Here is a 24,272-nt window from a genome sequence, read left to right as displayed (position 1 = left end):
CGTACACAGAGCGCGTATCAGTACTGCCCTCTTCGTAGTCGATCCATGCCTCGGATCTCGGATCGAGGTGGTCGAGCTTGCGACGGGACTGAGAATTGCGCGCCACGTCCCGTTCGTCAAGGCCCCCTGCTCCGAGCGGATCATCTCCGGACCCTGCTTCGAGGCAACGAAGATCACCCTACTCCCCAACGTGAGCAGGGCAAGTCAGGCCCCACGGGTACGCCAAAGGGCGACCACCCTTACGGGTGATCGCCCTCGGCTGGGGCCCCTGAGGGGCCCCAGAGGTGTTACTTGACCTCGACGGCCGCACCGGCGCCCTTGAGGGCCTCGGCGGCCTTCTCAGCGGCGTCCTTGGCAACCTTCTCGAGGACCGGCTTCGGGGCGCCGTCCACGAGGTCCTTGGCCTCCTTGAGGCCCAGGGAGGTCAGCTCACGCACGACCTTGATGACCTGGATCTTCTTGTCGCCGGCACCGGTGAGGATGACGTCGAACTCGTCCTTCTCCTCCTCGGCCTCGGCGGCGGGGCCACCGGCGGCGGGGCCGGCAACGGCGACGGCCGCGGCGGCGGTGACGTCGAACTTCTCCTCGAAGGCCTTCACGAACTCGGAGAGCTCGATGAGGGTCATCTCCTCGAACTGGGCGAGGAGGTCGTCCTGAGAGAGCTTCGCCATGATGGGCGATCCTTCCACTAATTCGGCAGGTGCCGGATGTATATAGAGGCGGGCGTAACGGCCCGCTACGACCCACGCACTAGGCGGCGTGGATCAGTGCGCGAGCCGAATTACTCGGCACCGCCCTGCTCGGCGAGCTTGACGCGAAGCGCTTCCGCGGTGCGGACGAACTTCGACGGCAGCGCCTGGAAGAGCGAGGCAGCCTGAGACTGCTTGCCCTTGAACGCGCCGGCCAGCTTGCTGAGCAGAACCTCGCGGGACTCGAGGTCCGCAAGCTTCTTGATCTCATCGGCGGTGAGCGCCTTACCATCAAGGACACCCGCCTTGATGATGAGGTTCGGGTTGTCCTTGGCGAAGTCACGCAGGCTCTTCGCCGACTCCACCGGGTCACCGGTGATGAAGGCGACCGCGGTCGGACCAGCGAAGTGCTCGTCCAGCGCGGTGATCCCGGCCTGGTTGGCCGCAATCTTGGTCAGCGTGTTCTTCACCACGGCGTACTGGGCGTTCTCACCGAGAGAGCGACGCAGCGTCTTGAGCTGCGCGACGGTGAGACCCCGGTACTCGGTCAGCACGGCGGCGTTCGAGCTCTGGAACGCGTCCTTGAGCTCGGCTACCGCGGCAGCCTTGTTGGGCGTCGGCATAGTGCGTCGGCCTCCTTCCGGGTGATGAGGACCGCTCAGAAGGGGCTGAACAAAACGAAACGCCCCGGCGCATGCGCACGGGGCGTAAGCTCGACCGGAATACTCCGGGAGCTTTTCCACGAACACCTGCGCAGGACGTCCGCGCTCAGCGGATCCTTCGGCCGCCACACCCTTGCGGGCACGGCAACGACCAGCGGTCTTTGGCTTCTGGGGAAGCGTACGTGAAGGGGTCCAGTCGAGGCAAATCGCCTCAGGAACCGCTGCCCTTCAGCACGTCGTCGAAGGAGATGACCTGGTCGGCGGGGGGTGCCGCGACCGGCGCGGCCGCGCCGTAGTCGGAGAACTTCGCCGTGGTCCTGGACGTTCCGTCACCGTCCGTGCTCACCGAGTCGACGCGGACGGGGTAGCCGTCCTTGCCGATCCACAGGTCCACCTCGAAGGCGGTGAGGTGCTTCACGGACTCGTGGAGGTACTGGCGGTTCTTCTCCTCCATGACCTTGGTGGACTCGTCCGCCTTGAGCAGGTCGGCGTTGGTGAAGCTGCCCTTGTAGTGCTGGGCGTCGACGCCGTCGGTCTGCTCGGCCCCGACCAGCGTGAGCTTCTCCTGGCCCAGCAGCATCGCGAGGTACTCGGCCGGGTCCTCGTTCAGCCGGACGCCCGGCTTCCCGTCCTTGGACAGCTCCAGCCGCATCCAGGACTTGCCGTCGATGGGCTTGTCCATCTTGGTGTAGACGGTGTCGCCGATCATGACCGACCGCGCGCCGGGGTGCTTCTCGTCCTTCAGCGACAGGTCATGGCCGGACGGGTACCATGCCTTCGTGCCGGACTGGCCGCTGGTCGTGCCGTCCTTCCCGACGGTGGAGATTTCGGCCTTGGCGTACCTGGCCGCCGCCGTCTTCACGTACGACGCCTTCACCGCGTCCACCGGGGTCTGAGCCTTGGCCTGCGCGGACTTGCCCCCGTCCGCCGCGCCGCTGCCCGCGGCGGCCTTGTCGCCGCCGCAGGCCGTGAGGCCGCCCACGAGCAGTGCGGTACCCGCCATCGCGATACCGGCCCGGGCCCGGGCAGTCTTGTTCATCTGGTTCTCCCCCATGAATGGATCTTTCTGCGACCGGGTGCGCGGGCTGGTCAGGCGCCGGCGCCGGTCTCGCCCAGCTGCTTGAGCATGGCGAAGAGGTCGAGGGTCTCGTTCTCCGGCGGGGCCTGGACGGTGGCCGCGGAGCCGTAGTCCGAGTAGAAGGCGTCCATGTTCATGCTCCCCTGGGGCATGCGGATGGCGACCTTCATGTGGACCGGGTAGCCGTCCTTGTTGACCCAGACGTCCATGTCGTAGTCGACGATGCCGGACTTCTTCATCGCGTCGACGAGCTTCGTCCGATCGGCCTCGGACAGCGTCTTGGCGGACTCGTTGGCCGCGAGCATCTCGTCGAGGGTCAGAGTGCCCTTGTAGTGCTCGGTGTCCGTGCCCTCGACCTTCTCGGCACCGAGGTGCTTCACGTTCGGCGAGCTCAGCAGCAGGGCGAGCTGCTTGGCCGGGTCCTGGCTCTGGTCCATGCCGCCGACGCCGCCCAGCTTCTTCAGCACGTCCGCGTCCCCGGAGGCCTCCGCGGCCGCCTTGATGTCCAGCTTCATCCAGCGCTTGCCGTCCAGCCCCGCGGACATCGGGGAGTCGGCCGGCATCTCCATGAACATGACGTCGTTCGACATGATCATGCGCATGGACTCGGCGCCGGAGCCCGGCGTGAGCGCCCCCTTCACGGTGATGTCCATGACGTTCGGGTCCCAGCCCTGGACGCCCGTCATCTCCACGGTGCCGCCCTGGCCGCCCAGCGCCGCGGGCATCGACATCGTCATGCGGACCTTGGCCGACTTGGCGGCCGAGGTCTTCTTGTAGGCCGCGGAGAGCGCCTCGGTGGCGGAGCCGCCCGCCACCGGCGTGCTCGGCTGCGCGGACGCGCCGGAGGCGGCCTTGCCCGAGTCGTCCTTCTTGCCGTTCTCGCACGCCGTGGCGCCGCCCACGAGCAGTACGGCGGCCAGAGCGGCGCCGACGGTCTTCTTCCGGTAAACAGACACGGAGGTCCCCACCCCTTGAATGATCGTTTCTTCAGGCTGACATTACGTTCCCCCGCCGACGGGACGCGCGGCCATTAGCCCCCGATGGCGGGATATGTGGCGCTCAACACGCAAACGGGCCCCCCGCCACCCCGTGAAGGGGGGCGAGAGGCCCGTTCAGACGATCAGAGCCGTGAGGCTCAGACAGCAGCCGGGTCTTCCTCGACGAGGAGGTTCCGGGTGCGGTTGGAGTCCAGCTGGATGCCGGGACCCATCGTGGTGCTCAGGGCGGCCTTCTTGATGTAGCGGCCCTTCGCGGCGGACGGCTTCAGACGGAGGATCTCGTCCAGGGCCGCGCCGTAGTTCTCGACCAGCTGCTCATCGGAGAAGGAGACCTTGCCGATGATGAAGTGCAGGTTCGAGTGCTTGTCGACGCGGAACTCGATCTTGCCACCCTTGATCTCGGTGACAGCCTTCGCGACGTCCATGGTGACGGTGCCGGTCTTCGGGTTCGGCATGAGGCCACGGGGACCGAGCACGCGGCCGAGGCGGCCGACCTTGCCCATGAGGTCCGGGGTGGCCACAACGGCGTCGAACTCGTTCAGGCGGTTGCCCTTGGCGATCTCGTTGATCAGCTCGTCGTCGCCGACAATGTCGGCGCCGGCGGCTTCCGCGGCCGCAGCACGGTCACCGGTCGCGAAGACCAGGACCCGGGCGGTCTTGCCGGTGCCGTGCGGGAGGTTCACGGTGCCACGGACCATCTGGTCGGCCTTGCGCGGGTCGACACCCAGGCGGAAGGCGACCTCGACGGTGCTGTCGAACTTGGTCGCGGAGGTCTCCTTGGCGAGACGGACGGCCTCGAGCGGGGCGTACAGCTTCTCCCGGTCGACCTTGGCGTCCGCAGCGCGGAGAGTCTTGCTGCGCTTCACTTCTGCTCCTGTGTTTTGGCTTCAGGCATGGAGTCGTGGTGCGGACCAGCGCTTGGTCCTACCACTGGTGGTGCTGGGGGTGGCTGAATCAGCCTTCGACCGTGACGCCCATCGAACGCGCGGTGCCGGCGATGATCTTCATCGCGGCGTCGACGTCGTTGGCGTTGAGGTCGGGCATCTTCAGCTCGGCGATCTCGCGGACCTGGGCGCCGGTGAGCTTGGCGACCTTGGTCTTGTGCGGCTCGCCGGAGCCCTTCTCGATGCCCGCGGCCTTCAGGATGAGGCGCGCGGCCGGCGGGGTCTTCGTGATGAAGGTGAAGGAGCGGTCGTCGTAGACCGTGATCTCCACCGGCACGACCATGCCACGCTGCGACTCGGTCGCGGCGTTGTAGGCCTTGCAGAACTCCATGATGTTGACGCCGTGCTGACCGAGCGCGGGGCCGACCGGCGGAGCCGGGTTGGCCGCACCGGCCTTGATCTGGAGCTTGATAAGCCCCGTGACCTTCTTCTTCTTGGGAGGCATTGCTCTCTCCGGGTCCTAGTGAGAGTTTTTCGCCGCCAATCCGGTCATCCGGATGGAGGCATACCGCACCACGATAACGGGTATCGCTGCGGGGCTAAAAACCGAGCAGGTCAGACCGCCCTTCAGGGGGCGATCTGACCTGTCCGGAAGCTGTGTCTCAGAAGAGCTGGATCAGTTCTTCTGGATCTGGTCGAAGCTGAGCTCGACCGGGGTCTCGCGGCCGAAGATCTCGACGAGACCCTTGACCTTCTTCGAGTCCGGGTTGATCTCGTTGATGGTCGCCTGGAGCGTCGCGAACGGGCCGTCGGTGACGGTGACCGAGTCGCCGACCTCGAAGTCCAGGACCTCGATGGTGCGCTTGACGGCGGGCGCGGGCAGACCGGCCTCTTCCGCGGCGGCCTTGGCGGCCTTCTCCTGCGCCTCCGGGGCGAGCATCTTGACGATCTCGTCCAGGGTCAGCGGGTACGGGTCGTACGCGTTGCCGACGAAGCCGGTGACGCCAGGCGTGTTGCGGACGACACCCCAGGACTCGTTCGTCAGATCCATGCGGACGAGAACGTAACCGGGCAGCTTGTTCTGCCGGACGTTCTTGCGCTCGCCGTTCTTGATCTGGACGATCTCTTCCTCGGGCACCTCGGCCTGGTAGATGAACTCCTCGACGTTCAGCGAGACGGCGCGCTGCTCCAGGTTGGCCTTCACGCGCTTCTCGTAGCCGGCGTAGGTGTGGATCACGTACCACTCGCCGGGCAGGAGGCGCAGTTCGTCGCGCAGGGCCTGGATGGGGTCGACGGGCTCGGCGGGCTCGACCTCGGCGGCCTCCTCGGCCTCCTCGTCGGCGGCGGCCTCGACCTCGGCCTCGACGTCGCCCTCTTCCTCGGCGTCGTCGGCAACCGGCTCGACCTCGGCGTCGTCCTCGATCTCGGCTTCAGCCTCGACCTCGTCCTCGACGTGCAGCGCGGCCTCTTCGGCGGCGACACCCGCCTTGGCGTCGGCGTGCTCGGCCTCGTCGGGGTCCACAGCGTCTGCCGCCTCGACGATGTCGAGCTCGTCCTCGACGGACTCGACGGAGTCGTGGCTCGCGTTCAGGTTCGGGTCAGACACGGTGGCTGCTTCTTCCTGGATACAAAAGGTGGTGGAACATGCGAAAACGGGCGACACCCATCAAGGCGCCGCCCCCCGCGGGGATCAGCCGAAGACGAACTTGATGGCTTTCTCAAACCCAAAGTCAATCACGGTCACCAGACCGATCATGATGACGACGAAGACAATCACCACGGTGGTGTACGTCGTGAGCTGGTTGCGAGTGGGCCAGACAACCTTGCGGAGTTCCGCGACGATCTGGCGGTAGAACAGCGCGAGCCGGCCCAGAGGACCCTTCTTGCCGCGCTTGCCGCCTTTGCGGGCCTTCTTCTCGCGAGTCTCGTCCTCGGCATCAGGCATGTCGATGGAGCCCAGGGCGTCCGTCACGTCTCTCACCTGAATCCGGGTCGTGGCCGTACCGCGCCCGGTTGCGCCGCACGGCGTTGCATCGAAGTACGTACCTGCGCACACACATCCGAGAAGGAGTGTGGAGCAGGGCCGGAGGGACTCGAACCCCCAACCGCTGGTTTTGGAGACCAGTGCTCTACCAATTGAGCTACGACCCTTTGCGTCCCCCAACCTACCGCATCCGAGCGAGTGCACGGAGTGCTCACGCTCTGGGCGGCTGGCGAGGTCCAACGACAGGTGAGTGTACGTGAACCGGGCCCTGACGTCGAACAGAACCCGACGCGGCATCAACCGGTCCGGTAACTGAAACGTTGTGCGGCGCCTCTTTGCCGTCTGGGACGATTGCCGACATGACCTCTGCAACGCCTTCCTCCGAGCGCCGGGTGTCCGCCCGCATCGGCGCCATCTCCGAGTCCGCCACCCTCGCCGTCGACGCCAAGGCCAAGGCCCTCAAGGCCGCCGGGCGCCCGGTGATCGGCTTCGGCGCGGGCGAGCCCGACTTCCCGACCCCGGACTACATCGTCGAGGCCGCGGTCGAGGCCTGCCGCAACCCCAAGTACCACCGCTACACGCCGGCCGGCGGCCTGCCCGAGCTCAAGGCCGCGATCGCCGCGAAGACCCTGCGCGACTCCGGCTACGAGATCGACCCGGCGCAGGTCCTGGTGACCAACGGCGGCAAGCAGGCGATCTACAACGCCTTCGCCGCGATCCTGGACCCGGGTGACGAGGTCATCGTCCCGGCTCCGTACTGGACCACCTACCCGGAGTCCATCCGCCTCGCCGGCGGTGTCCCCGTCGAGGTCGTCGCCGACGAGACCACCGGCTACCGGGTCTCCGTCGAGCAGTTGGAGGCCGCGCGCACCGAGCGCACCAAGGTCGTCCTCTTCGTCTCCCCGTCCAACCCGACGGGCGCGGTCTACAGCGAGGCCGACGCGAAGGCGATCGGCGAGTGGGCCGCCGAGCACGGCCTGTGGGTCCTCACGGACGAGATCTACGAGCACCTGGTCTACGGCGACGCGAAGTTCACCTCGCTGCCGGTCCTGGTCCCGGCCCTGCGCGACAAGTGCATCATCGTCAACGGTGTCGCCAAGACGTACGCGATGACGGGCTGGCGCGTGGGCTGGGTCATCGCCCCGCTGGACGTCATCAAGGCGGCGACGAACCTGCAGTCGCACGCCACCTCCAACGTCTCCAACGTGGCCCAGATCGCCGCGCTGGCCGCCGTCTCGGGCAACCTGGACGCCGTCGCGGAGATGCGCAAGGCCTTCGACCGCCGCCGCCAGACGATGGTCAAGATGCTGAACGACATCGAGGGCGTCCTCTGCCCGGTCCCCGAGGGCGCGTTCTACGCGTACCCCTCGGTCAAGGGGCTCCTCGGCAAGGAGATCCGCGGCAAGCGCCCGCAGACCTCGGTCGAGCTCGCCGCCCTGATCCTGGACGAGGTCGAGGTCGCGGTCGTTCCGGGCGAGGCCTTCGGCACCCCGGGCTACGTGCGCCTGTCCTACGCCCTGGGCGACGAGGACCTGGTGGAGGGCGTCTCCCGTATCCAGAAGCTCCTGGCGGAGGCCAAGGCCTAGGCCTCGGGCGGTTCCACAGCCGGATCCGGAGCGGCGTCCCCCCGTCGGGGAGGCGCCGCTCCGGCGTTCCCCGCACCCCCCACCACTCCCGCTCGCACGTTCGAGCAAGCCCCCAATAGGTAAAACCCCCTCCCGCCCGGCGCAGCGGTACGGCAGGATCACCAGATGGAGCACGCACGCGATCTCACGCTTCTGCCGAAGGCCCACCTCCACCTGCACTTCACCGGCTCGATGCGACCATCGACCCTCCTGGAGCTCGCCGACAAGTACGGCGTCCGCCTCCCGGACGCCCTGACAGCCGGCGAACCCCCACGGCTCCGCGCCACCGACGAGCGCGGCTGGTTCCGCTTCCAGCGGCTCTACGACGCCGCCCGCTCCTGCCTCCGCGAGCCCGACGACATCCGGCGCCTGGTCCGCGAGGCCGCGGAGGAGGACGTACGGGACGGCAGCGGCTGGCTGGAGATCCAGGTGGATCCCACCTCCTACGCCCCCCTCCTCGGCGGCATGATCCCGGCCGTCGAGATCATCCTCGACGCCGTGGACAGCGCGTCCCGCGAGACCGGCCTCGGGATGCGGGTCCTCATCGCCGCCAACCGCATGAAGCATCCCCTCGACGCCCGCACCCTCGCCCGTCTCGCCGTCCGCTACGCCGACCGCGGCGTCGTCGGCTTCGGCCTCTCCAACGACGAGCGCCGCGGCATGGCCCGCGACTTCGACCGGGCCTTCGCCATCGCCCGCGAGGGCGGCCTGCTCGCCGCCCCGCACGGCGGCGAACTCACCGGCCCGGCCTCCGTCCGCGACTGCCTCGACGATCTGCACGCCTCCCGCATCGGGCACGGCGTCCGGGCCGCCGAGGACTCCCGGCTGCTCAAGCGGCTCGCCGACCGGCAGATCACCTGCGAGGTCTGCCCCGCGTCGAACGTGGCCCTCGGGGTCTACGAGCGGCCCGAGGACGTCCCGCTGCGCACCCTGTTCGAGGCCGGGGTGCCGATGGCGCTCGGCGCGGACGACCCCCTGCTGTTCGGGTCCCGGCTCGCGGCGCAGTACGAGATCGCCCGCCGCCACCACGGCTTCACCGACGCGGAACTCGCCGAGCTGGCCCGCCAGTCGGTGCGCGGTTCGGCCGCGCCCGAGGACGTACAGGCCAAGCTGCTGGCCGGGATCGACCACTGGCTCACCGGGTGAGCGTCAGCGCGTGAGCCGCAGGTCGCCCTGGTAGCAGTCGGCGCGCACCCGGTGGCCGTCCGGGAAACCGATCTCCAGGTGCGTGCGCCCCTGCTCGGGCAGGGCGAATTCGGCGACCGAGGAGACCGTCTCGCCGAGGTGGCGCAGGAAGGGGTGGTCACCCAGGTCCTCGCCGACCTCGATGCGGCCCCACTCCCCCATGTCGTACGGCTCGTGCGGGGCGGCGGATTCGACGATGAGGCACTGGTCGGACCCGGTGGTGATGCGGATGCAGTCGCCGACGCTGTCGATGAGCCAGACGTCGAGGGGAGCCTCGGAGCGCTCGCCTTCGCTGATGTGCCAGGACGCGACGACTCGGCTGAGCGTGCGCCCCACGAGGCGGGTGGGGTCCGTACCGGCCCCGTGCCGGGGACAGAGCATGGGCGGCCGGGGCTCCTCAGATGCTGACGCCGACCGTCACCGGTTCGTTGACCAGGGTGACGCCGAAGGCCGCATGGACGCCCGCGACGACCTCGCGGGCCAGGGTGAGGAGGTCCTCGGTGGTGGCCTCGCCCCGGTTGGTGAGGGCGAGCGTGTGCTTGGTGGAGATGCGCGCGGGGCCCGTGCCGTAGCCCTTGGTGAATCCGGCCTTGTCGATCAGCCAGGCTGCGCTGGTCTTCGTACGGCCGGCGCCCGCGGGGTAGGCGGGCGGGGCGGTGTCGGGGCCGAGGCGGTCCTGGACGCGGGCGAGGAAGGCGGCGTAGGCCTCGTCGGTCAGGATCGGGTTGTGGAAGAAGGAGCCGGCCGACCAGGTGTCGTGGTCGGCGGGGTCGAGGACCATGCCCTTGCCCGCGCGCAGGCGCAGCACGGTCGCGCGGGCTTCGGCGGCCGGGACCCGGTCGCCGGCCTCGACGCCGAGGGCGCGGGCGGTCTCGGGGTACTTGATCGGCGCGGACAGCCCGCCGGCGTCCTCCAGGGCGAAGCGCACGCGCAGGACGACGTACCGCTCGGGCTCGTGCTTGAAGAGGCTGTTGCGGTACGTGAACGCGCATTCGGCGGCGCTCAGCGTGACCGTTTCGCCTCGGGTGCGGTCGTAGGCGACGACCTCGGTGATGGTGTCGCAGACCTCCTGGCCGTACGCCCCCACGTTCTGGATGGGCGTCGCGCCGGCGGAGCCGGGGATTCCGGCGAGGCATTCGATACCGGCGAGTCCGGCTTCGACGGTGCGGGCGACGGCGTCGCTCCAGTTCTCGCCCGCGGCGAGCTCCAGCCGCGTGCCGTCGAGGTGGAAGCCGGTGGTCGCGATGCGCAGGGCGGTGCCCTCGAAGCCGTGGTCACCGATGACCAGGTTGCTGCCGCCGCCGATGACGAGGAGCGGGGTGCCGTTCTGGTCCGCGGCCCGGACGGCGGCGACCACCTCGGCGTCGGTGGTCGCGGTGACCAGACGTGTGGCGGGGCCACCGAGGCGGAAGGTGGTCAGCGGGGCGAGGGGGGCGTCGTGGAGTTCCTGCACGTGGACAAGAGTACGGTCCGTACCCGCCGCATCCCTGCGGGGCCACGGACCGTGACTCAGTAAGCCGTCTTCTGCTCGGCCAGGCGGCGCTCCGCCTCGGTCCAGCTGATGGGGAGCTCGGCCGCCTTCACGGTCCAGAAGGTGAAGGCCGACTCCTTCATGAAGGCGGCGGCCGCCCTGGAGCTGGAGCGGTGCGGCTCGCTGCCGGCGAACCGGTAGAGCGCGTCCCGGTCCTCCCAGGCGGAGAGGGTCAGGAAGGTGCGGCCGAGGACGCGCGCCCGCAGGGCGACGCCGTGGGCGCCGGGGGCCTTGCGGATCTGGCCGATGATTCCGGGCGCCTTGAGGAAGAACTTGAGGGCGCCGGTGAGCGTGGAGGTCTCGAAGCGGGAGGCCATGACGTAGACGTCGGCGTCGGGGGCGGCCTGGGTGGGGGTGGACCACGGGATGTCGGGCATGACGTCACTCCTTTGCGGGGTCGCATGATCGGTGCGACCTGAAGTGGCACTTCAGGTCGCACGTCTGCCGGACTGGATCAGCCGGCCGCGGGGACCTTGTCCGGAACCGCCGCGACATGGCCCGGGGCGGCCGGGCTCGGCTTCGGCCTGCCCGGCAGGAGCAGGGCGAGCGCGGCGGCCAGGGCGACCGCGCCGGCGCCGATCCACAGGGCGGGGATCGTGCCGTCGGTGAAGGCCTGCGGGGACTCGTAGCCGCCCTGGGCGGAGAAGACCGAGGCCAGGACCGCGACCCCCAGGGCGCCGCCGACCTCGCGCAGGGCGTTGTTGGTGCCGGAGGCCTTGCCCTGGTCTGCCGGGGCGACGGTGGACATCAGGACGTTGGCGGCGGGGGCGAAGTAGAGGGCCATGCCGATCCCGCTGAGGATCAGCGCCGGCAGCTGGGCGGCGTACGAGACGTCCGCGGTCAGGATCGCCGCGAACCAGCCGAGGCCGAGGGCCTGGAACGCCAGCCCGGCGGCGACGACGGGGCGGCCGCCGATGCGGTCGGAGAGGATGCCCGCGAAGGGGGCGACGATCATCGGCATGCCGGTCCAGGGGAGCATGCGCAGGCCCGCCTGGGTGGGCGAGTAGCCGGCGACGCCCTGGAGGAACTGGCTGAGCAGGAAGATCGAGCCGAACATGCCCAGGAACATCAGCAGGCTGGCCAGGTTGATCCCGAGGAAGCCGCGGTTCTGGAAGAGCCGCATGGGGAGCATGGGGTTCGCGTGGTTGAAGCCGTGGTAGACGAACCCGCCGACGAGCGCGGCTCCGACGATCAGGCCGGTGAGCACGGGGGCACTGGTCCAGCCCTCGGAGTTGGCGTTGACCAGGGCGTAGACGATGCCGAAGAGGCCGCCGCTGATGAGCAGGGTGCCCGGGACGTCGAGACGGGCACCGGGCGCGGTGGACTCGGCGAGCCGGAGACGGGCGAGGGGTATCAGTGCGAGGCCTATCGGAACGTTGAGCCAGAAGATCCACTGCCAGGAGATGTGCTCGGTGAGGCTGCCGCCGATGAGGGGGCCGCTGGCGACGGCGAGGCCTGTGACGGCGCCGTAGATGCCGAGGGCCATGCCGCGGCGGGCCGCCGGTACGGCGGCGGTGAGCAGGGTCAGGGTGAGCGGCATCATGATCGCGGCTCCGACGCCCTGGACGGCGCGGGCGGCGATGAGCGCGTCGATGCCGGGCGAGAGCGCGGCCGCGGCGGAGGCGCCGGTGAAGATCGCGAGGCCCACGGTGAAGAGCCGGCGGCGGCCGAAACGGTCACCGAGTGCGGAGCCGAACATGAGGAGGACGGCGAAGGTGAGCGTGTACGCGTTCACCGTCCACTCCAGGTCCTCCAGCTTGCCGCCGAGGTCCTCGCGGATGGCGGGGAGGGCGGTGGTGACGACGAGGTTGTCCAGGGCGGCCATGAAGCTGGCGACGCCGGTGAGGACCAGGGCCCAGACGGCGGGGGCGCGGAGCTTGGTGTCCGGGCCTTGCAGGTCTTGCGGGTCTTGCGTGTTCACGATTCCCCCTGAGGATTGTTAGTTATTGCTGACTAACTTTCGTGCGCATGAGTGGCCCGCCGGACAGGCGGCGCGTCCTCACTTCTCCAGGCGGCCCTTGCTGTGGGCGTCGGGGTACAACCCCTCCCAGACCCGATGCCCGGGCGGGAAGCCCATGGCGGCGAGGGTGTTGATCAGCATCCCGTACGCCATGAAGGTCGTGGTCTCCTTCACGTCGCCGCCGAACGGCACGTGGACCGTGTCCCACAGCTCCATCCAGCCCTTCCGGACGAGCTCGCCGAGCTCGTGATCCCCGGCCGCTTCGGCGGCGGCGACGGTGACGTACATCTGGAGCTGCATCTGGAGCTTGTCGGGATCCTCGGCGATGAGCCGGGTGTAGGCGTTCGCCATGGCCCGCGTTGCCTCCTCGCCGCACAGCCCTTCGCCGGCCTCGGCGAAGACCTCCCGGGTATCCCGCATGCACCGCTCGGCGGCGGCGAGGAAGATGGCGAGCTTGTTCGGGAAGAGCCGGAAGAGATACGGCTGCGAGACACCCACCCGCTTGGCGATCGCCTCGGTGGAGGTCCCGTAGTAGCCCCCGCGCGCGAACTCATGCATCGCCGCCCGAATGACGCTCTCGCGCCGCTCTTCTGCGCTCATCCTTGCCATGCGTTCTAAGTTAGTGCTCAATCACTAACTAAGCAAGGGGGCGGGGCGGGGGGCTTCGGGGGGCGGGACGTCTGCTGGTCGGCCTCAGGGACGTGGGGCGGGATCACGGCGGGTTCGTCGCCCCTGGGCGGGATCGGGGATGGGCTGGGGGTTTCCCGTCCGTCCCCGATCCCGCCCAAGGACAGCAGCCCGCCCGAAGCCACCGACCGCATCCCTGATGCCGCCCGGTTGAGGCCCGGTTGAGGCCCGCCCCCGAAGCCCCCGCCCCACCAAACGACGAGGCCGGGCGCCTGCCCCGACGCCCGACCCCCAACCCGAAAGCCCGGCGCCCAGCCCAGCCCCCTCGCGGCCTTACGCCAGTTCGACCACGGCGCGGGACATGCCCAGTACCTTCTGGCCGGCGCTCATGGCCGTCAGGTCGACCCGGACGCGGTTGTCGTCCAGCTTGGCCGCGACCTTGGCCGTGACCTCGATCAGGCCGCCCTGGTCGTCGTTCGGGACCACGACCGGCTTCGTGAAGCGGACGCCGTACTCGACCACCGCGCCCGGGTCGCCGACCCAGTCGGTGACCACGCGGATCGCCTCGGCCATGGTGAACATGCCGTGCGCGATCACGTCCGGCAGTCCGACCTCCTTGGCGAACTTCTCGTTCCAGTGGATCGGGTTGAAGTCACCCGAGGCACCGGCGTAGCGGACGAGCGTGGCGCGCGTCACGGGGAAGGACGCCGCCGGCAGCTCGGTGCCGACCTCGACGTCGGCGTACTGGATCTGCGCTGCCATGTCAGGCCTCCTCGGGGGCGCGGGAGACGAGCTTCGTCCACGCCGTCACCACGTGCTCGCCGGTCTCGTCGTGGACCTCGCCGCGGATGTCGATGATGTCGTTGCCCGCGAGGGACTTCACGGCCTCGATCGTGGAGGTCACCGAAAGCCGGTCACCGGCGCGCACGGGGCGGGAGTACGCGAACTTCTGGTCGCCGTGCACGACGCGGCTGTAGTCCAGCCCCAGCTGCGGGTCCTCGACAACCTGGCCCGCCGCCGCGAAAGTGATCGCGAATACAAAAGTCGGCGGAGCGATCACATCGGAGTAGCCGTACGACTTGGCGGCTTCGGGGTCGGTGTAGACGGGATTGGCGTCACCCACCGCTACCGCGAATTCGCGGATCTTCTCCCGGCCGACCTCGTACGGATCGGTGGGCGGGTAGCTCCGCCCCACGAAGGACTGGTCGAGAGCCATGACTCACTACCTCCTGATGAAGGGACACGAAAGACACAAAAACAGGTGCGGCATACGCCACAGGTACAGAGTGCGAAAACGACACAAGGCCGCCCCCAATGAAGGGGACGACCTCATGACGGTGCCTGTGTACGAGACTTCGCTAGGGTCAGCGGGTCTCGCGGTGCGCGGTGTGCGAGTTGCAGCGCGGGCAGTGCTTCTTCATCTCAAGACGGTCCGGGTTGTTACGCCGGTTCTTCTTGGTGATGTAGTTCCGCTCCTTGCACTCCACGCAGGCCAGCGTGATCTTCGGGCGGACGTCGGTGGCAGCCACGTGAGTGCTCCTTGACGGAAATTGGGACGGATGAACGCATACAAGAGTAGCCGACCGGGAGACCGACCCCGCAATCGGCTACTGTGTGTAGCGGCGACCGGACTTGAACCGGTGACACAGCGATTATGAGCCGCTTGCTCTACCGACTGAGCTACGCCGCTTTGATGTGATCCGCTCCCCACCCGAGGGTGGGGAACCTCTCTCACCAGAGCCCCAATGCGGAATCGAACCGCAGACCTTCTCCTTACCATGGAGACGCTCTACCGACTGAGCTATTGGGGCGAGCGATGAAGACATTACACGGTTGCCTGCCGATCGCCCAAATCCTTTGCGGGGACCGGGCTCCGAGGGGGTTCGGAAGCCTTTGTCGATCAGAGCGCAGAGCCCTCTCCGGCCACTTCCGCCCCAGATTGTGTGCGGGCTCACTCCGCGGGCTCACGTCGCTCCGACCGCGCGCCGACCGGTCGGCGCCGGGTCGGCGCGGCTGATGCCACCAGGGCGCACGCGCGGGCGCCGAGGCGCACGCGCACCACACCGGTACGACTATTGCGCTCTTCCATGAAGCGGGCTGCCGCGCACCCTAGGCTCTGAGCACGCTGCGTGATCTTGGGCCGTAGGTAGCGGCCAGGGCCCAGGAACCGCCCGAGCCACCGCAGGAGCGCGATGTCCGAAAGCCAGCCGCAGCAGCCGTCCCACTCCCCCCGCAGCGGCCGCGGCGAGGTCGGCGGCCACGGACCCGCACACGGCCCCTCCCAGAACCGCGCACCCTCGCGCGGGGCCGGGAACGCGGCCGCCGCCGAGGCCGCCACCCTGCTGCTCGCCGGGGCCCGCCTCACCGACGGCCGGACCGTCGACGTCCGCCTCAGCAGCGGCCGGATCCAGGCCGTGGGCACCGCGGGCAGCCTCCCGGCCCCCGCCCTCTCCCGCGTGGACCTCAGCGGCTACCTGCTGCTGCCCGCCCCCGCCGAGCCCCACGCCCACGGGGACACCGCCCTGACCGCCGACGGCGAAGGGCCCGTCTCCTACACCCCCGACGAGGTCCAGCGCCGGGCCACCGAAGCGGCCCTGCTCCAGCTCGGGCACGGCGCCACCGCCGTGCGCTCGCACGTCCGGATCGGCGACGTGCACGGCCTCGGCCCCATGGAGGCCGTGCTCCAGGCCCGCCGATCGCTGCGCGGGCTCACCGACCTGACCACCGTGGCCGTGCCCCGGCTGCTGACCGGGGTGGCCGGCGCCGACGGGCTCGCGATGCTGCGGGACGCGGTCAAGATGGGCGCCTCCGTGATCGGCGGCTGCCCCGACCTGGACCCCGACCCGACGGGCTTCCTCGAAGCCGTCCTGGAACTCGCCGCCGAGCACGGCTGTCCCGTGGACCTGCACACGGACGGTGACGACCCCGGCCGCCTGTCCCGGCTCGCCGCGATGGCCGGCGGGCTGCGCCCCGGGGTGACCATCGGGCCCTGCGGCGGTCTCTCCCGGCTCCCGCTGGACGTGGCCGCCCGCGCCGCCGACCAGCTGGCGGCGGCCGGCGTACGGGTGACCTGCCTGCCCCAGGGCGACTGCGCGGCCCTGGAGCGCCGAGGCCTGCGCACCGCCCCCGTCCGCCTGCTGCGGACCGCGGGCGTACGGGTCACGGCCGGCAGCGGTGCGCTGCGCGACGCCGGGAACCCGGTCGGCCGCGGCGACCCGCTGGAGGCCGCGTACCTGCTGGCCTCCCAGGGCGGGCTCCGGCCGGGCGAGGCCTACGAGTCGGTCAGCTCCGCCGCCCGCGAGGCCATGGGCCTGCCGGAGGTGCGGGTGGAGGCCGGTTTCCCGGCGGAGCTGCTCGCCGTGCGCGGGGACCGGATCGCGGCCGTGCTCTCCCTGGCGTACAGCAGGATCGTGATCCACCGCGGACGGGTGGTAGCCCGTACGAGTGCCGTCCGGGAGTACTGCGACTCCGCCGTCGCGGTGGCTCTGGACCTGCCCCGACAGGGCCGTACGGAGCCCGGACCCTGAAGGTGCGCCGGACGTTCGCGGGCGTGGGGGCCCGGCTCGTCGTACGGTCGGGTCATGCGCATCGTCATCGCGGGTGGACACGGTCAGATCGCGCTGCGGCTGGAGCGCCTGCTCGCCGTGCGCGGGTACGAGGTCGCGGGCATCATCCGCGACCCGGCACAGGGCGACGACCTCAGGGAGGCCGGCGCCGAACCGGTGCTGTGCGATCTGGAATCGGCCACGGTCGAACACGTTGCGGGCATCCTGCACGGCGCGGACGCGGCGGTCTTCGCCGCCGGCGCGGGCCCCGGCAGCGGTGTCGGGCGCAAGGACACCGTGGACCGGGGCGCGGCAGTGCTGTTCGCCGACGCGGCCGAACGGGCACGCGTACGGCGCTTCCTGATGGTCTCTTCGATGGGCGCGGACACGTACCACGAGGGCGATGACGTCTTCGACGTCTACCTGCGGGCCAAGGGCGAGGCCGACGACCACCTCCGGACCCGGCTGGGGCTGGAGTGGACGATCCTGCGCCCCGGATCGCTCATCGACGACGCCGGTACGGGTCTGGTCCGCCTGGAGGCCCACACGGGCCGCGGGTCCGTGCCCCGCGACGACGTGGCGGCGGTGCTCGCCGAGCTGGTCGAGACGCCGGCGACGGCGGGCCTGACCTTGGAGCTGACCTCCGGTTCGACGCCGGTGACCGTGGCCGTCAAGGACGTTGCCGGCAACTGACAGGCCATCGGCCCGGTCAGAACTCGGCGGTCACCTTGTCGTCGGACCGCCCGACCGAGTCCTGCCGGTACTGGTCCTCGTACGCCTTGCGGATCCGCTCGATGCGCGCGTTGCGCTCGTCGGCCTCCCTCACGGGGTACAGCAGCACCACCTCGTACGAGGTCTCGCGGATGCTCTTGCCGTCCTCGCCCCGCCACCGGCCGTACCCGTCGTGGACGGTCAGCCCCTCGGGAAAGGCGAGGGTGATCTCGCGGTCCAGGAAGCGCATGAACTCCTGCTCTCCGACGGGTTCCCGGCCGTCGCTGCGCTCGGTGCCGAAATAGAGCCGGGTCTCCTGGTACGGCTTCCCCGTGTCCGTGTGGAGCGCCGCTCCCACCAGGGCCGGGATACCGGCGCCGAGCAGGGCGACCAGCACTCCGCCGCCTGCTTTCCCACGCGTGTCAAATGTCCATTTCACCCCTGGTGAAACGAACAGGCGACCCCGACGATGCGGTCGAAGACGGCCATGACGTCGAACGGGCGGCAGCCGAGGCGGTATCCGTGCGATCCGGGGGGCTTCGCGGCGATGGGCGTGGCGGAACTGCTCCACACGTATGACAGGGCCCGCCCGCCGAGGTCCTGCTCTGGTCGGGGGGGTCGCGTCGCACTGCCCGCCCTCCCGCGCCGCACGTCCTGGCCCTGGACGGCGGCGCTCACGAAGTCTCCAGCCGCCGACGCCACCACCGGTCGCGCGGCGAGGCGTACGGATCGTTGAGGGTGCGCGCGAGGAACCGCTCGTCGAGCGGCGCGAGCACGGCGCGCAGCTCGCGCGCCGACCTCCGCGAGAGGCCGTGGCAGATGGCCTCCAGGGTCTCCCGGTGGTCTCCGCCCCAGGCGGGCGCACAGCAGGGGCACTCGTGGAACCAGCGCGGGTACATCAGCAGGGGCCCTGGCGCGTGGACCGTCTCGCGCCAGTCGCGCAGTGCCTTGTGGGCCGCGCCCGGCTCGTAGGCCCGGCGCTCGATGCGGGCGATCTCGGCTAGGGCCTTGGCGGAGAGCCCGGAGATGACGGCCCGGTCGTCCCCACGGCGTGCCTTTCGGGGCAGGTCCGCACGGACCTGCGAGACGGGCTTACGCGGCATCGGCCTTTCGGATGCTGATCATGCCGTCAGCATGCCCGCGCGCGGCGCTCGTGCCCACCGGTTTTCCGACCGGTGCGAGGGGATGCGAGAAGACCCCCGCTACAAGTAACGGGGGTCTCACATCGCGTGGCGACGCCAGGATTCGAACCTGGGTAGGCTAAGCCGACGGATTTACAGTCCGCTCCCATTGGCCACTCGGGCACATCGCCATGGGATGTTGCCGGTGAGGCCGCTTTGGGGCGGTGCTCTGTGGCAACGACGTAAACGATACCTGATGACCGGGGGTGCTTCGCCACCGGATTGATCAGCGCTGCGGGTGGGTGCGGTGGCTAGGCTTTGCGGAGCGGGCCGGGGACGTCCGGCCGCGCCCTCCGGGGCGATCACAATCGACTTCAAGGAGCCACACCACATGGCCGACTCCAGTTTCGACATCGTCTCGAAGGTCGAGCGGCAGGAGGTCGACAACGCCCTCAACCAGGCCGCCAAGGAGCTCTCGCAGCGCTACGACTTCAAGGGCACCGGCGCCACGATCGCCTGGTCCGGCGAGAAGATCCTGATGGAGGCGAACTCCGAGGAGCGCGTCAAGGCCGTCCTCGACGTCTTCGAGACCAAGCTGGTCAAGCGCGGGATCTCGCTCAAGGCGCTGGACGCCGGCGAGCCGCAGCTGTCCGGCAAGGAGTACAAGATCTTCGCCACGATCGAGGAAGGCATCTCCCAGGAGAACGCCAAGAAGGTCGCGAAGATCATCCGGGACGAGGGTCCCAAGGGCGTCAAGGCCCAGGTCCAGGGCGAGGAGCTGCGCGTCAGCTCCAAGAGCCGTGACGACCTCCAGGAGGTCCAGGCGCTGCTCAAGGGCAAGGACCTGGACTTCGCGATCCAGTTCGTGAACTACCGCTGACCCAGGTCGCAGACCTGCCCGCACGCCGGCCCGGCGGTCCTCACGGACCGCCGGGCCGCGGCGGTTGCGGGGGTTGCGGGGGTGTGTGCGGGGCGTGAGCGGCGCGTGCGCCATCGCGGGCCTCTGTGGGCACTTGGGGCGGCACGAGTGCGCCCGGCAAGGTGGGTGGGGCATCCATCCACCGCGTGGCAGGGGGTTCTCGCATGCCTGGGGCCGGCACGTTTCGCGAAGACTTCGGGGCGTCCGTCGTCGTCGCGCTGGTCGCGCTACCTCTCTGCGTGGGGGTGGCCGTCGCCTCCGGGGTGCCGGCCGAGCTAGGGATCGTCACGGGCGTGGTCGGAGGGCTCGTCACCGGGTGGTTCCGGGGGAGCTCGCTGCAGGTGAGCGGGCCCGCGGCCGGGCTCACCGTGCTGGTCTACGAGGCGGTGCGGGCGCACGGTCTGCCCGCGCTCGGGGTGCTGGTGCTGGCCGCCGGGGCGGTGCAGCTGGGCATGGGGGTGCTGCGGCTCGGGCGGTGGTTCCGGGCGATCTCCGTCGCCGTCGTGCACGGGATGCTGGCCGGGATCGGGCTGGTGCTGATCTCCGGGCAGCTCTACGCGCTGGGCGGCGTGGAGGCTCCGGGGCAGACCCTGGCCAAGCTGGGCGGGGTGCACGAGCTCGGGGCACAGGCCGACTGGGCCGCCGTGGCACTCGGGGCCGGGACCATGGCCGTCCTGTCGCTGTGGCGCCGGATGCCGGCGCGGATGCGACTCGTACCCGGCGCGCTGGTGGGGGTGGCGGCCGCCACCGCGGTGGCGGCCCTGCTGCGGCTGCCCGTGGAGAAGGTTCGGGTGACGGGGGTCCTGGAAGCGGTGTCCCCGCCCTCCTGGGGCGACTTCGGCGCGCTGGCCTCCTTCGGGGCGGTCGGGACCGTGATCGCGCTGGCGCTGATCGCCTCCGCCGAGACGCTGTTCAGTGCCGCCGCCGTGGACCGCATGCACGACGGGCCGAGGACGGAGTACGACCGGGAGCTCATCGCCCAGGGCGTGGGCAACAGCGTGTGCGGGCTGCTCGGGGCGCTGCCGATGACCGCCGTCATCGTGCGCAGCGCCGCCAATGTGGAGGCCGGGGCGCGCACCCGGGCGGCCCGGGTGCTGCACGGCGGCTGGCTGTTGCTCTTCGCCGTGGCCTTCCCCCAGGTCCTGGAGGCCGTACCGCTCGCCGCGCTGGCCGGGGTGCTGCTGCACGCGGGCTGGAAGCTGCTGCCGGCCCGGGCGGTGGCCGCGCTGTGGCGGACGCACCGGGGTGAGGCGGTGGTGCTGGTGGTCACGGCCTCCGCGATCGTGGCCACCAATCTCTTCGAGGGCGTGCTGGTCGGCCTGGGGCTCGCCGTCGCCAAGGCGGCCTGGGAGACCTCCCACGTGCACATCGAGGAGGTGTGGGAGGACGGCGAGCTGTGCGTGCGGGTCGTGGGGAACGCCAGCTTCCTGAGGCTGCCCAAGCTGCTCGACGCCCTGGACGCACTTCCGCACGGGAAGCCGGTGCGGCTCGATCTGAGCGGGCTGCGCCATCTCGACCACGCCTGCCTGACCGCCCTGGAGGGGTGGGAGCTGGGGCGGATGCCGCTCCCCGGCCGGGAAGGCGTCATCTAGGGCGGTTACCCTCCGCCCCGTGACCAACGAGTTGAAGCGCAGCCTGGGAGTCTCCGACGCGGTCGTGGTCGGGCTCGGTGCGATGGTCGGCGCCGGGATCTTCGCCGCCCTCGCCCCGGCGGCACGCGCGGCGGGCGGCGCGCTCCTCGCGGCCCTCGCGCTGGCGGCTCTGGTGGCCTACTGCAACGCGCACTCCTCGGCGCGGCTGGCCGCCCGGTACCCGGCCTCCGGCGGCACGTACGTCTACGGGCGCGAGCGGCTCGGGCCCTTCTGGGGATATCTGGCGGGCTGGGGGTTCGTGGTCGGCAAGACGGCCTCCTGCGCGGCGATGGCCCTGACCGTCGGCGCGTACGTCTGGCCCGGGCAGCAGCATGCCGTGGCCGTCGCCGCGGTGGTGGCGCTGACGGCCGCCGGCTACGGCGGCGTGCAGAAGTCCGCCCGGCTGGCCCGGCTGATCGTGGCGGCCGTCCTCGCGGTGCTGGCCGGTGTGGTCGTGGTGTGCCTGACCTCCGAGGCGGCCGACGCCGGGCGGCTCGGCGGCGGGGACTGGGGTGCGGTCGGACTGTTGCAGGGGGCCGGGCTGCTGTTCTTCGCCTTCGCGGGCTACGCCCGGATCACCACCCTGGGCGAGGAGGTGCGTGACCCGGAGCGGACGATCCCACGGGCGGTCCCGCTCGCGCTGGGGATCGCGCTGCTGGTGTACGCCGCCGTGACGGTGGCGGCGCTGTCGGTGCTCGGTGCCGACGGGCTGGCGGGGTCGTCGGCCCCGCTGGCCGACGCGGTCCGGGCGGCAGGCCGGCCCGAACTGACCCCGGTCGTCCGGGTGGGCGCGGCCCTGGCCGCGCTGGGCTCGCTGCTGGCCCTCGTCCTCGGCGTCTCCCGGACGGCCTTGGCGATGGCCCGGGACGGCCATCTGCCCCGCACCCTGGCCGCCGTACATCCCCGGCATCAGGTGCCGCACCATGCCGAGCTCGCGGTGGGTGCGGTCGTGGCGGTGCTCGCGGCCACCGCCGACCTGCGGGGGGCGATCGGTTTCTCCTCCTTCGGAGTGCTGGCTTACTACGCGATCGCGAACGCCTCCGCGTGGACACTCGATTCAGGTGTCAAGGGCCGGGCCGTGGCAGTGGTCGGGCTGTCCGGCTGTGTGGTGCTGGCCTGCGCGCTGCCCCTCGCGTCGGCGGTCGCGGGGGCGGCGGTGCTGGCGGTCGGCGTACTGGCCTACGGTGTGCGCCGACGGTTCAGATCCGGGATCTGAACTCGGCCCAGGGAGCCAGTTCCAGGTCGGTCTCCTCCCCCAGGCCTGACTCCTCGCAGAACCAGGCGGTGCCGTCCAGCCAGCCGCGGAGCCAGCCGGCCAGGCTCGGGGTGTCGATGGACCAGGCGAGGTCGGGCTCCCCTGGATTCGGGTCGAACAGCAGGACCTGGGCGGTCTGGGAGTGGCAGTCCACGCACGCGTACATGGCGCAGCCGAAGTCGGCTATCGGCAGTACGCCCGCCGGCCAGCGCCACCCGGACGCGCGCTGCGCCCCACACGTCCGGACGGCCTGACCCAGCGACAGCACTCCGTACTCCGGGCCGAATCCGCCGTCGCCCACGCGGGTGTAGAGCGCAGTGAGCAGCGGCGGCAGCGTGAAGCCGAGTATGCCTTCGGCGTGGGCGATCTCCCCGGTGGCCGACGGTGCGGGCAGGGGCCTTCCCTGCGCGTGCGCGGAGTTGCGCACGCGGTCCGCGACTTGCTCCAGCAACTGCTCGGTCTCGTTCATGCGTTCATGGTGACGCACCCCACCGACAGCCCGCTCGGCCTGTGGATAACCCGGTCGAGGACGGCCTCGTGCGGCTGCTCGCCGTAGCGGCCCTCGGCCTGGCTCCACAGGCCGGACGTGGTCAGCGAGAGGCGAACGGAGCGTCCGTCGGGACGATTTCGCGGCCCAGCGGGAGCAGGGAGAGCGGGACCATCTTGAAGTTGGCGATGCCGAACGGGATGCCGATGATCGTGACGCACAGCGCGAGTCCGGTGACGATGTGGCCGATGGCCAGCCACCAGCCCGCCAGGACGAGCCACAGGACGTTGCCGATGCAGGAGGCGGCGCCCGCGTCGCGGCGCTCGACCGTGGTGTACCCGAAGGGCCACAGGGCGTAGACGGCGATGCGGAAGGCGGCGATGCCGAACGGGATGCCGATGATGGTGATGCAGAGCAGCACACCCGCGAGGACGTAGCCCAGGAACAGCCAGATGCCGCTGAGGATGAGCCAGATGACGTTCAGAATGGTCTTCACTGTCGGCGTCCTGCCATCTGTTCGAGCCGGGCGATGCGCTCGGCCATCGGAGGGTGTGTCGAGAACATTTTAGAAAGACCTTCGCCCGGGCGGAACGGGTTGGCGATCATCATGTGGCTCGCCGCCTCCAGGCGGGGCTCCGGGGGCAGCGGGAGCTGCTTGGTGCCCGCGTCGAGCTTGCGCAGGGCGCTCGCGAGGGCGAGCGGGTCCCCGGTGAGCTGGGCGCCGGACGCGTCGGCCTCGTACTCGCGGGAGCGGCTGATGGCCAGCTGGATCACCGAGGCGGCCAGTGGGCCCAGGATCATGATCAACAGCATGCCGAAGAGGCCCGGTCCCTCGTCGTCGTTCGAACGGCCCACCGGGATCAGCCAGGCGAAGTTCACCAGGAACATGATCACCGAGGCGAGGGCTCCGGCGACCGACGAGATCAGGATGTCGCGGTTGTAGACGTGGCTGAGCTCGTGGCCGATGACGCCGCGCAGTTCACGCTCGTCGAGCATGCGCAGGATGCCCTCGGTGCAGCAGACCGCGGCGTTGCGCGGGTTGCGGCCGGTGGCGAAGGCGTTGGGCGCCTCCGTGGGCGAGATGTAGAGACGTGGCATGGGCTGACGCGCGGACGTGGAGAGCTCGCGCACCATGCGGTAGAGCACGGGGGCCTCGAACTCGCTGACGGGGCGGGCCCGCATCGCGCGTAGAGCCAGCTTGTCGCTGTTCCAGTACGCGTACGCGTTCGTCCCGAGGGCGATGAGGACGGCGACGATCAGGCCGGTCCGTCCGAAGAAGCTTCCGATGACGATGATGATCGCGGACAGCCCGCCGAGGAGTACGGCGGTCTTGAGCCCGTTGTGCCGGCGGTGCACGGTACGCCCTCCAAGTGGTGCGGC

Annotated in this window: 28 protein-coding genes and 4 tRNA genes; 7 read left to right on the top strand and 25 right to left on the bottom strand. The window is 70.2% G+C overall.

The window, feature by feature from the left end:
- Positions 1-287: 287 nt before the first annotated feature.
- From rplL to OG429_RS22755, 9 genes are all read right to left on the bottom strand, one after another.
- Positions 288-671: a 50S ribosomal protein L7/L12 gene (gene rplL / locus OG429_RS22795; protein WP_328927140.1), complete on the bottom strand. Its 384-nt coding sequence runs from the start codon at positions 669-671 to the stop codon at positions 288-290.
- Between the two features lie 110 nt (positions 672-781).
- Entirely contained in the window at positions 782-1,312 is a 531-nt protein-coding gene (rplJ, locus tag OG429_RS22790; protein WP_008739730.1) for a 50S ribosomal protein L10, read from the bottom strand.
- A 250-nt stretch (positions 1,313-1,562) separates the two neighbouring features.
- Positions 1,563-2,390 (bottom strand): hypothetical protein, encoded by an 828-nt coding sequence (locus OG429_RS22785; protein WP_328927139.1) that lies wholly within the window; start codon positions 2,388-2,390, stop codon positions 1,563-1,565.
- 50 nt (positions 2,391-2,440) lie between these two features.
- Positions 2,441-3,385, bottom strand: a complete 945-nt coding sequence (locus tag OG429_RS22780; protein WP_328927138.1) for a hypothetical protein — start codon at positions 3,383-3,385, stop codon at positions 2,441-2,443.
- A gap of 179 nt (positions 3,386-3,564) precedes the next feature.
- Complete coding sequence (gene rplA, locus OG429_RS22775; RefSeq protein WP_030710300.1) at positions 3,565-4,293, bottom strand: 50S ribosomal protein L1; 729 nt, start codon at positions 4,291-4,293, stop codon at positions 3,565-3,567.
- An 88-nt stretch (positions 4,294-4,381) separates the two neighbouring features.
- A complete protein-coding gene (gene rplK, locus OG429_RS22770) occupies positions 4,382-4,816 on the bottom strand; it encodes a 50S ribosomal protein L11 (protein ID WP_008739735.1) in 435 nt (144 codons plus the stop codon).
- 171 nt (positions 4,817-4,987) lie between these two features.
- Positions 4,988-5,917 (bottom strand): transcription termination/antitermination protein NusG, encoded by a 930-nt coding sequence (nusG, locus tag OG429_RS22765; protein WP_328927137.1) that lies wholly within the window; start codon positions 5,915-5,917, stop codon positions 4,988-4,990.
- Between the two features lie 84 nt (positions 5,918-6,001).
- Complete coding sequence (secE, locus tag OG429_RS22760; RefSeq protein ID WP_030388883.1) at positions 6,002-6,283, bottom strand: preprotein translocase subunit SecE; 282 nt, start codon at positions 6,281-6,283, stop codon at positions 6,002-6,004.
- A 106-nt stretch (positions 6,284-6,389) separates the two neighbouring features.
- Positions 6,390-6,462: transfer RNA gene (locus OG429_RS22755), tRNA-Trp, on the bottom strand.
- 192 nt (positions 6,463-6,654) lie between these two features.
- Between OG429_RS22755 and OG429_RS22750 the strand changes: the two genes are divergently transcribed.
- Positions 6,655-7,881, top strand: coding sequence for a pyridoxal phosphate-dependent aminotransferase (locus OG429_RS22750; RefSeq protein WP_328927136.1), 1,227 nt, complete (start codon positions 6,655-6,657; stop codon positions 7,879-7,881).
- A gap of 165 nt (positions 7,882-8,046) precedes the next feature.
- Entirely contained in the window at positions 8,047-9,066 is a 1,020-nt protein-coding gene (locus OG429_RS22745; protein WP_328927135.1) for an adenosine deaminase, read from the top strand.
- 3 nt (positions 9,067-9,069) lie between these two features.
- On the opposite strand, the gene OG429_RS22740 is transcribed toward OG429_RS22745, so the two are convergent.
- The 10 genes from OG429_RS22740 to OG429_RS22695 all read right to left on the bottom strand — a co-directional run bounded on the left by OG429_RS22740 (position 9,070) and on the right by OG429_RS22695 (position 15,034).
- A complete protein-coding gene (locus OG429_RS22740) occupies positions 9,070-9,486 on the bottom strand; it encodes a hypothetical protein (RefSeq protein WP_328927134.1) in 417 nt (138 codons plus the stop codon).
- Between the two features lie 16 nt (positions 9,487-9,502).
- Positions 9,503-10,618 (bottom strand): UDP-N-acetylmuramate dehydrogenase, encoded by a 1,116-nt coding sequence (locus tag OG429_RS22735; RefSeq protein ID WP_328930378.1) that lies wholly within the window; start codon positions 10,616-10,618, stop codon positions 9,503-9,505.
- Positions 10,615-11,013: a DUF3291 domain-containing protein gene (locus OG429_RS22730; protein WP_328927133.1), complete on the bottom strand. Its 399-nt coding sequence runs from the start codon at positions 11,011-11,013 to the stop codon at positions 10,615-10,617. Before OG429_RS22730 ends, OG429_RS22735 begins: the two co-directional genes overlap by 4 nt.
- A gap of 77 nt (positions 11,014-11,090) precedes the next feature.
- Entirely contained in the window at positions 11,091-12,557 is a 1,467-nt protein-coding gene (locus tag OG429_RS22725; protein WP_405921752.1) for a DHA2 family efflux MFS transporter permease subunit, read from the bottom strand.
- A gap of 78 nt (positions 12,558-12,635) precedes the next feature.
- The gene (locus OG429_RS22720; RefSeq protein ID WP_328927132.1) at positions 12,636-13,205 is read right to left on the bottom strand and encodes a TetR/AcrR family transcriptional regulator; all 570 of its coding nucleotides are present in this window, start codon (positions 13,203-13,205) and stop codon (positions 12,636-12,638) included.
- Positions 13,206-13,556: 351 nt separating this feature from the next.
- Positions 13,557-13,985 carry a MaoC family dehydratase gene (locus OG429_RS22715; protein ID WP_326588534.1) on the bottom strand — a complete coding sequence of 143 codons (429 nt, stop codon included), beginning with the start codon at positions 13,983-13,985 and terminating at the stop codon, positions 13,557-13,559.
- A 1-nt stretch (position 13,986) separates the two neighbouring features.
- Positions 13,987-14,439 carry a MaoC family dehydratase N-terminal domain-containing protein gene (locus OG429_RS22710; RefSeq protein ID WP_326588535.1) on the bottom strand — a complete coding sequence of 151 codons (453 nt, stop codon included), beginning with the start codon at positions 14,437-14,439 and terminating at the stop codon, positions 13,987-13,989.
- A gap of 148 nt (positions 14,440-14,587) precedes the next feature.
- Entirely contained in the window at positions 14,588-14,752 is a 165-nt protein-coding gene (gene rpmG, locus OG429_RS22705) for a 50S ribosomal protein L33 (RefSeq protein WP_003956487.1), read from the bottom strand.
- 88 nt (positions 14,753-14,840) lie between these two features.
- Positions 14,841-14,913: transfer RNA gene (locus tag OG429_RS22700), tRNA-Met, on the bottom strand.
- Between the two features lie 48 nt (positions 14,914-14,961).
- A tRNA-Thr gene (locus tag OG429_RS22695) sits at positions 14,962-15,034 on the bottom strand.
- Between the two features lie 381 nt (positions 15,035-15,415).
- On the opposite strand from OG429_RS22695, the gene OG429_RS22690 reads away from it, so the two are divergent.
- Together OG429_RS22690 and OG429_RS22685 are read left to right on the top strand one after the other, a co-directional pair.
- Positions 15,416-16,750 carry an amidohydrolase family protein gene (locus OG429_RS22690; protein ID WP_328927131.1) on the top strand — a complete coding sequence of 445 codons (1,335 nt, stop codon included), beginning with the start codon at positions 15,416-15,418 and terminating at the stop codon, positions 16,748-16,750.
- A 54-nt stretch (positions 16,751-16,804) separates the two neighbouring features.
- Complete coding sequence (locus OG429_RS22685; RefSeq protein WP_328927130.1) at positions 16,805-17,461, top strand: SDR family oxidoreductase; 657 nt, start codon at positions 16,805-16,807, stop codon at positions 17,459-17,461.
- Between the two features lie 16 nt (positions 17,462-17,477).
- On the opposite strand, the gene OG429_RS22680 is transcribed toward OG429_RS22685, so the two are convergent.
- The 3 genes from OG429_RS22680 to OG429_RS22670 all read right to left on the bottom strand — a co-directional run bounded on the left by OG429_RS22680 (position 17,478) and on the right by OG429_RS22670 (position 18,791).
- Positions 17,478-17,876, bottom strand: coding sequence for a DUF3574 domain-containing protein (locus OG429_RS22680; protein ID WP_328927129.1), 399 nt, complete (start codon positions 17,874-17,876; stop codon positions 17,478-17,480).
- 277 nt (positions 17,877-18,153) lie between these two features.
- Complete coding sequence (locus tag OG429_RS22675; protein ID WP_328927128.1) at positions 18,154-18,582, bottom strand: hypothetical protein; 429 nt, start codon at positions 18,580-18,582, stop codon at positions 18,154-18,156.
- Between the two features lie 127 nt (positions 18,583-18,709).
- A tRNA-Tyr gene (locus tag OG429_RS22670) sits at positions 18,710-18,791 on the bottom strand.
- Positions 18,792-18,991: 200 nt separating this feature from the next.
- On the opposite strand from OG429_RS22670, the gene OG429_RS22665 reads away from it, so the two are divergent.
- From OG429_RS22665 to OG429_RS22655, 3 genes are all read left to right on the top strand, one after another.
- Positions 18,992-19,480, top strand: coding sequence for a YajQ family cyclic di-GMP-binding protein (locus OG429_RS22665; RefSeq protein ID WP_030009008.1), 489 nt, complete (start codon positions 18,992-18,994; stop codon positions 19,478-19,480).
- A 203-nt stretch (positions 19,481-19,683) separates the two neighbouring features.
- Positions 19,684-21,111 (top strand): SulP family inorganic anion transporter, encoded by a 1,428-nt coding sequence (locus OG429_RS22660; RefSeq protein ID WP_328927127.1) that lies wholly within the window; start codon positions 19,684-19,686, stop codon positions 21,109-21,111.
- Positions 21,112-21,130: 19 nt separating this feature from the next.
- On the top strand, positions 21,131-22,366 hold the full coding sequence (locus OG429_RS22655) for an APC family permease (protein WP_328927126.1): 1,236 nt from the start codon (positions 21,131-21,133) through the stop codon (positions 22,364-22,366).
- Here OG429_RS22655 and OG429_RS22650 read toward each other — a convergent pair.
- From OG429_RS22650 to htpX, 3 genes are all read right to left on the bottom strand, one after another.
- Complete coding sequence (locus OG429_RS22650) at positions 22,350-22,874, bottom strand: SMI1/KNR4 family protein (protein WP_328927125.1); 525 nt, start codon at positions 22,872-22,874, stop codon at positions 22,350-22,352. The genes OG429_RS22655 and OG429_RS22650 overlap by 17 nt on opposite strands.
- A gap of 121 nt (positions 22,875-22,995) precedes the next feature.
- Positions 22,996-23,388, bottom strand: a complete 393-nt coding sequence (locus OG429_RS22645; RefSeq protein ID WP_328927124.1) for a YccF domain-containing protein — start codon at positions 23,386-23,388, stop codon at positions 22,996-22,998.
- Positions 23,385-24,248, bottom strand: a complete 864-nt coding sequence (gene htpX, locus OG429_RS22640) for a zinc metalloprotease HtpX (protein ID WP_328927123.1) — start codon at positions 24,246-24,248, stop codon at positions 23,385-23,387. The genes OG429_RS22645 and htpX overlap by 4 nt, the downstream gene beginning before the upstream one ends.
- Between the last annotated feature and the right edge of the window lie 24 nt (positions 24,249-24,272).

It is taken from the genome of Streptomyces sp. NBC_00190 (assembly GCF_036203305.1).
Classification (GTDB): domain Bacteria; phylum Actinomycetota; class Actinomycetes; order Streptomycetales; family Streptomycetaceae; genus Streptomyces.
Note: the sequence above shows the minus strand (reverse complement) of the source record. Positions and strands in the feature narration are given on the sequence as shown.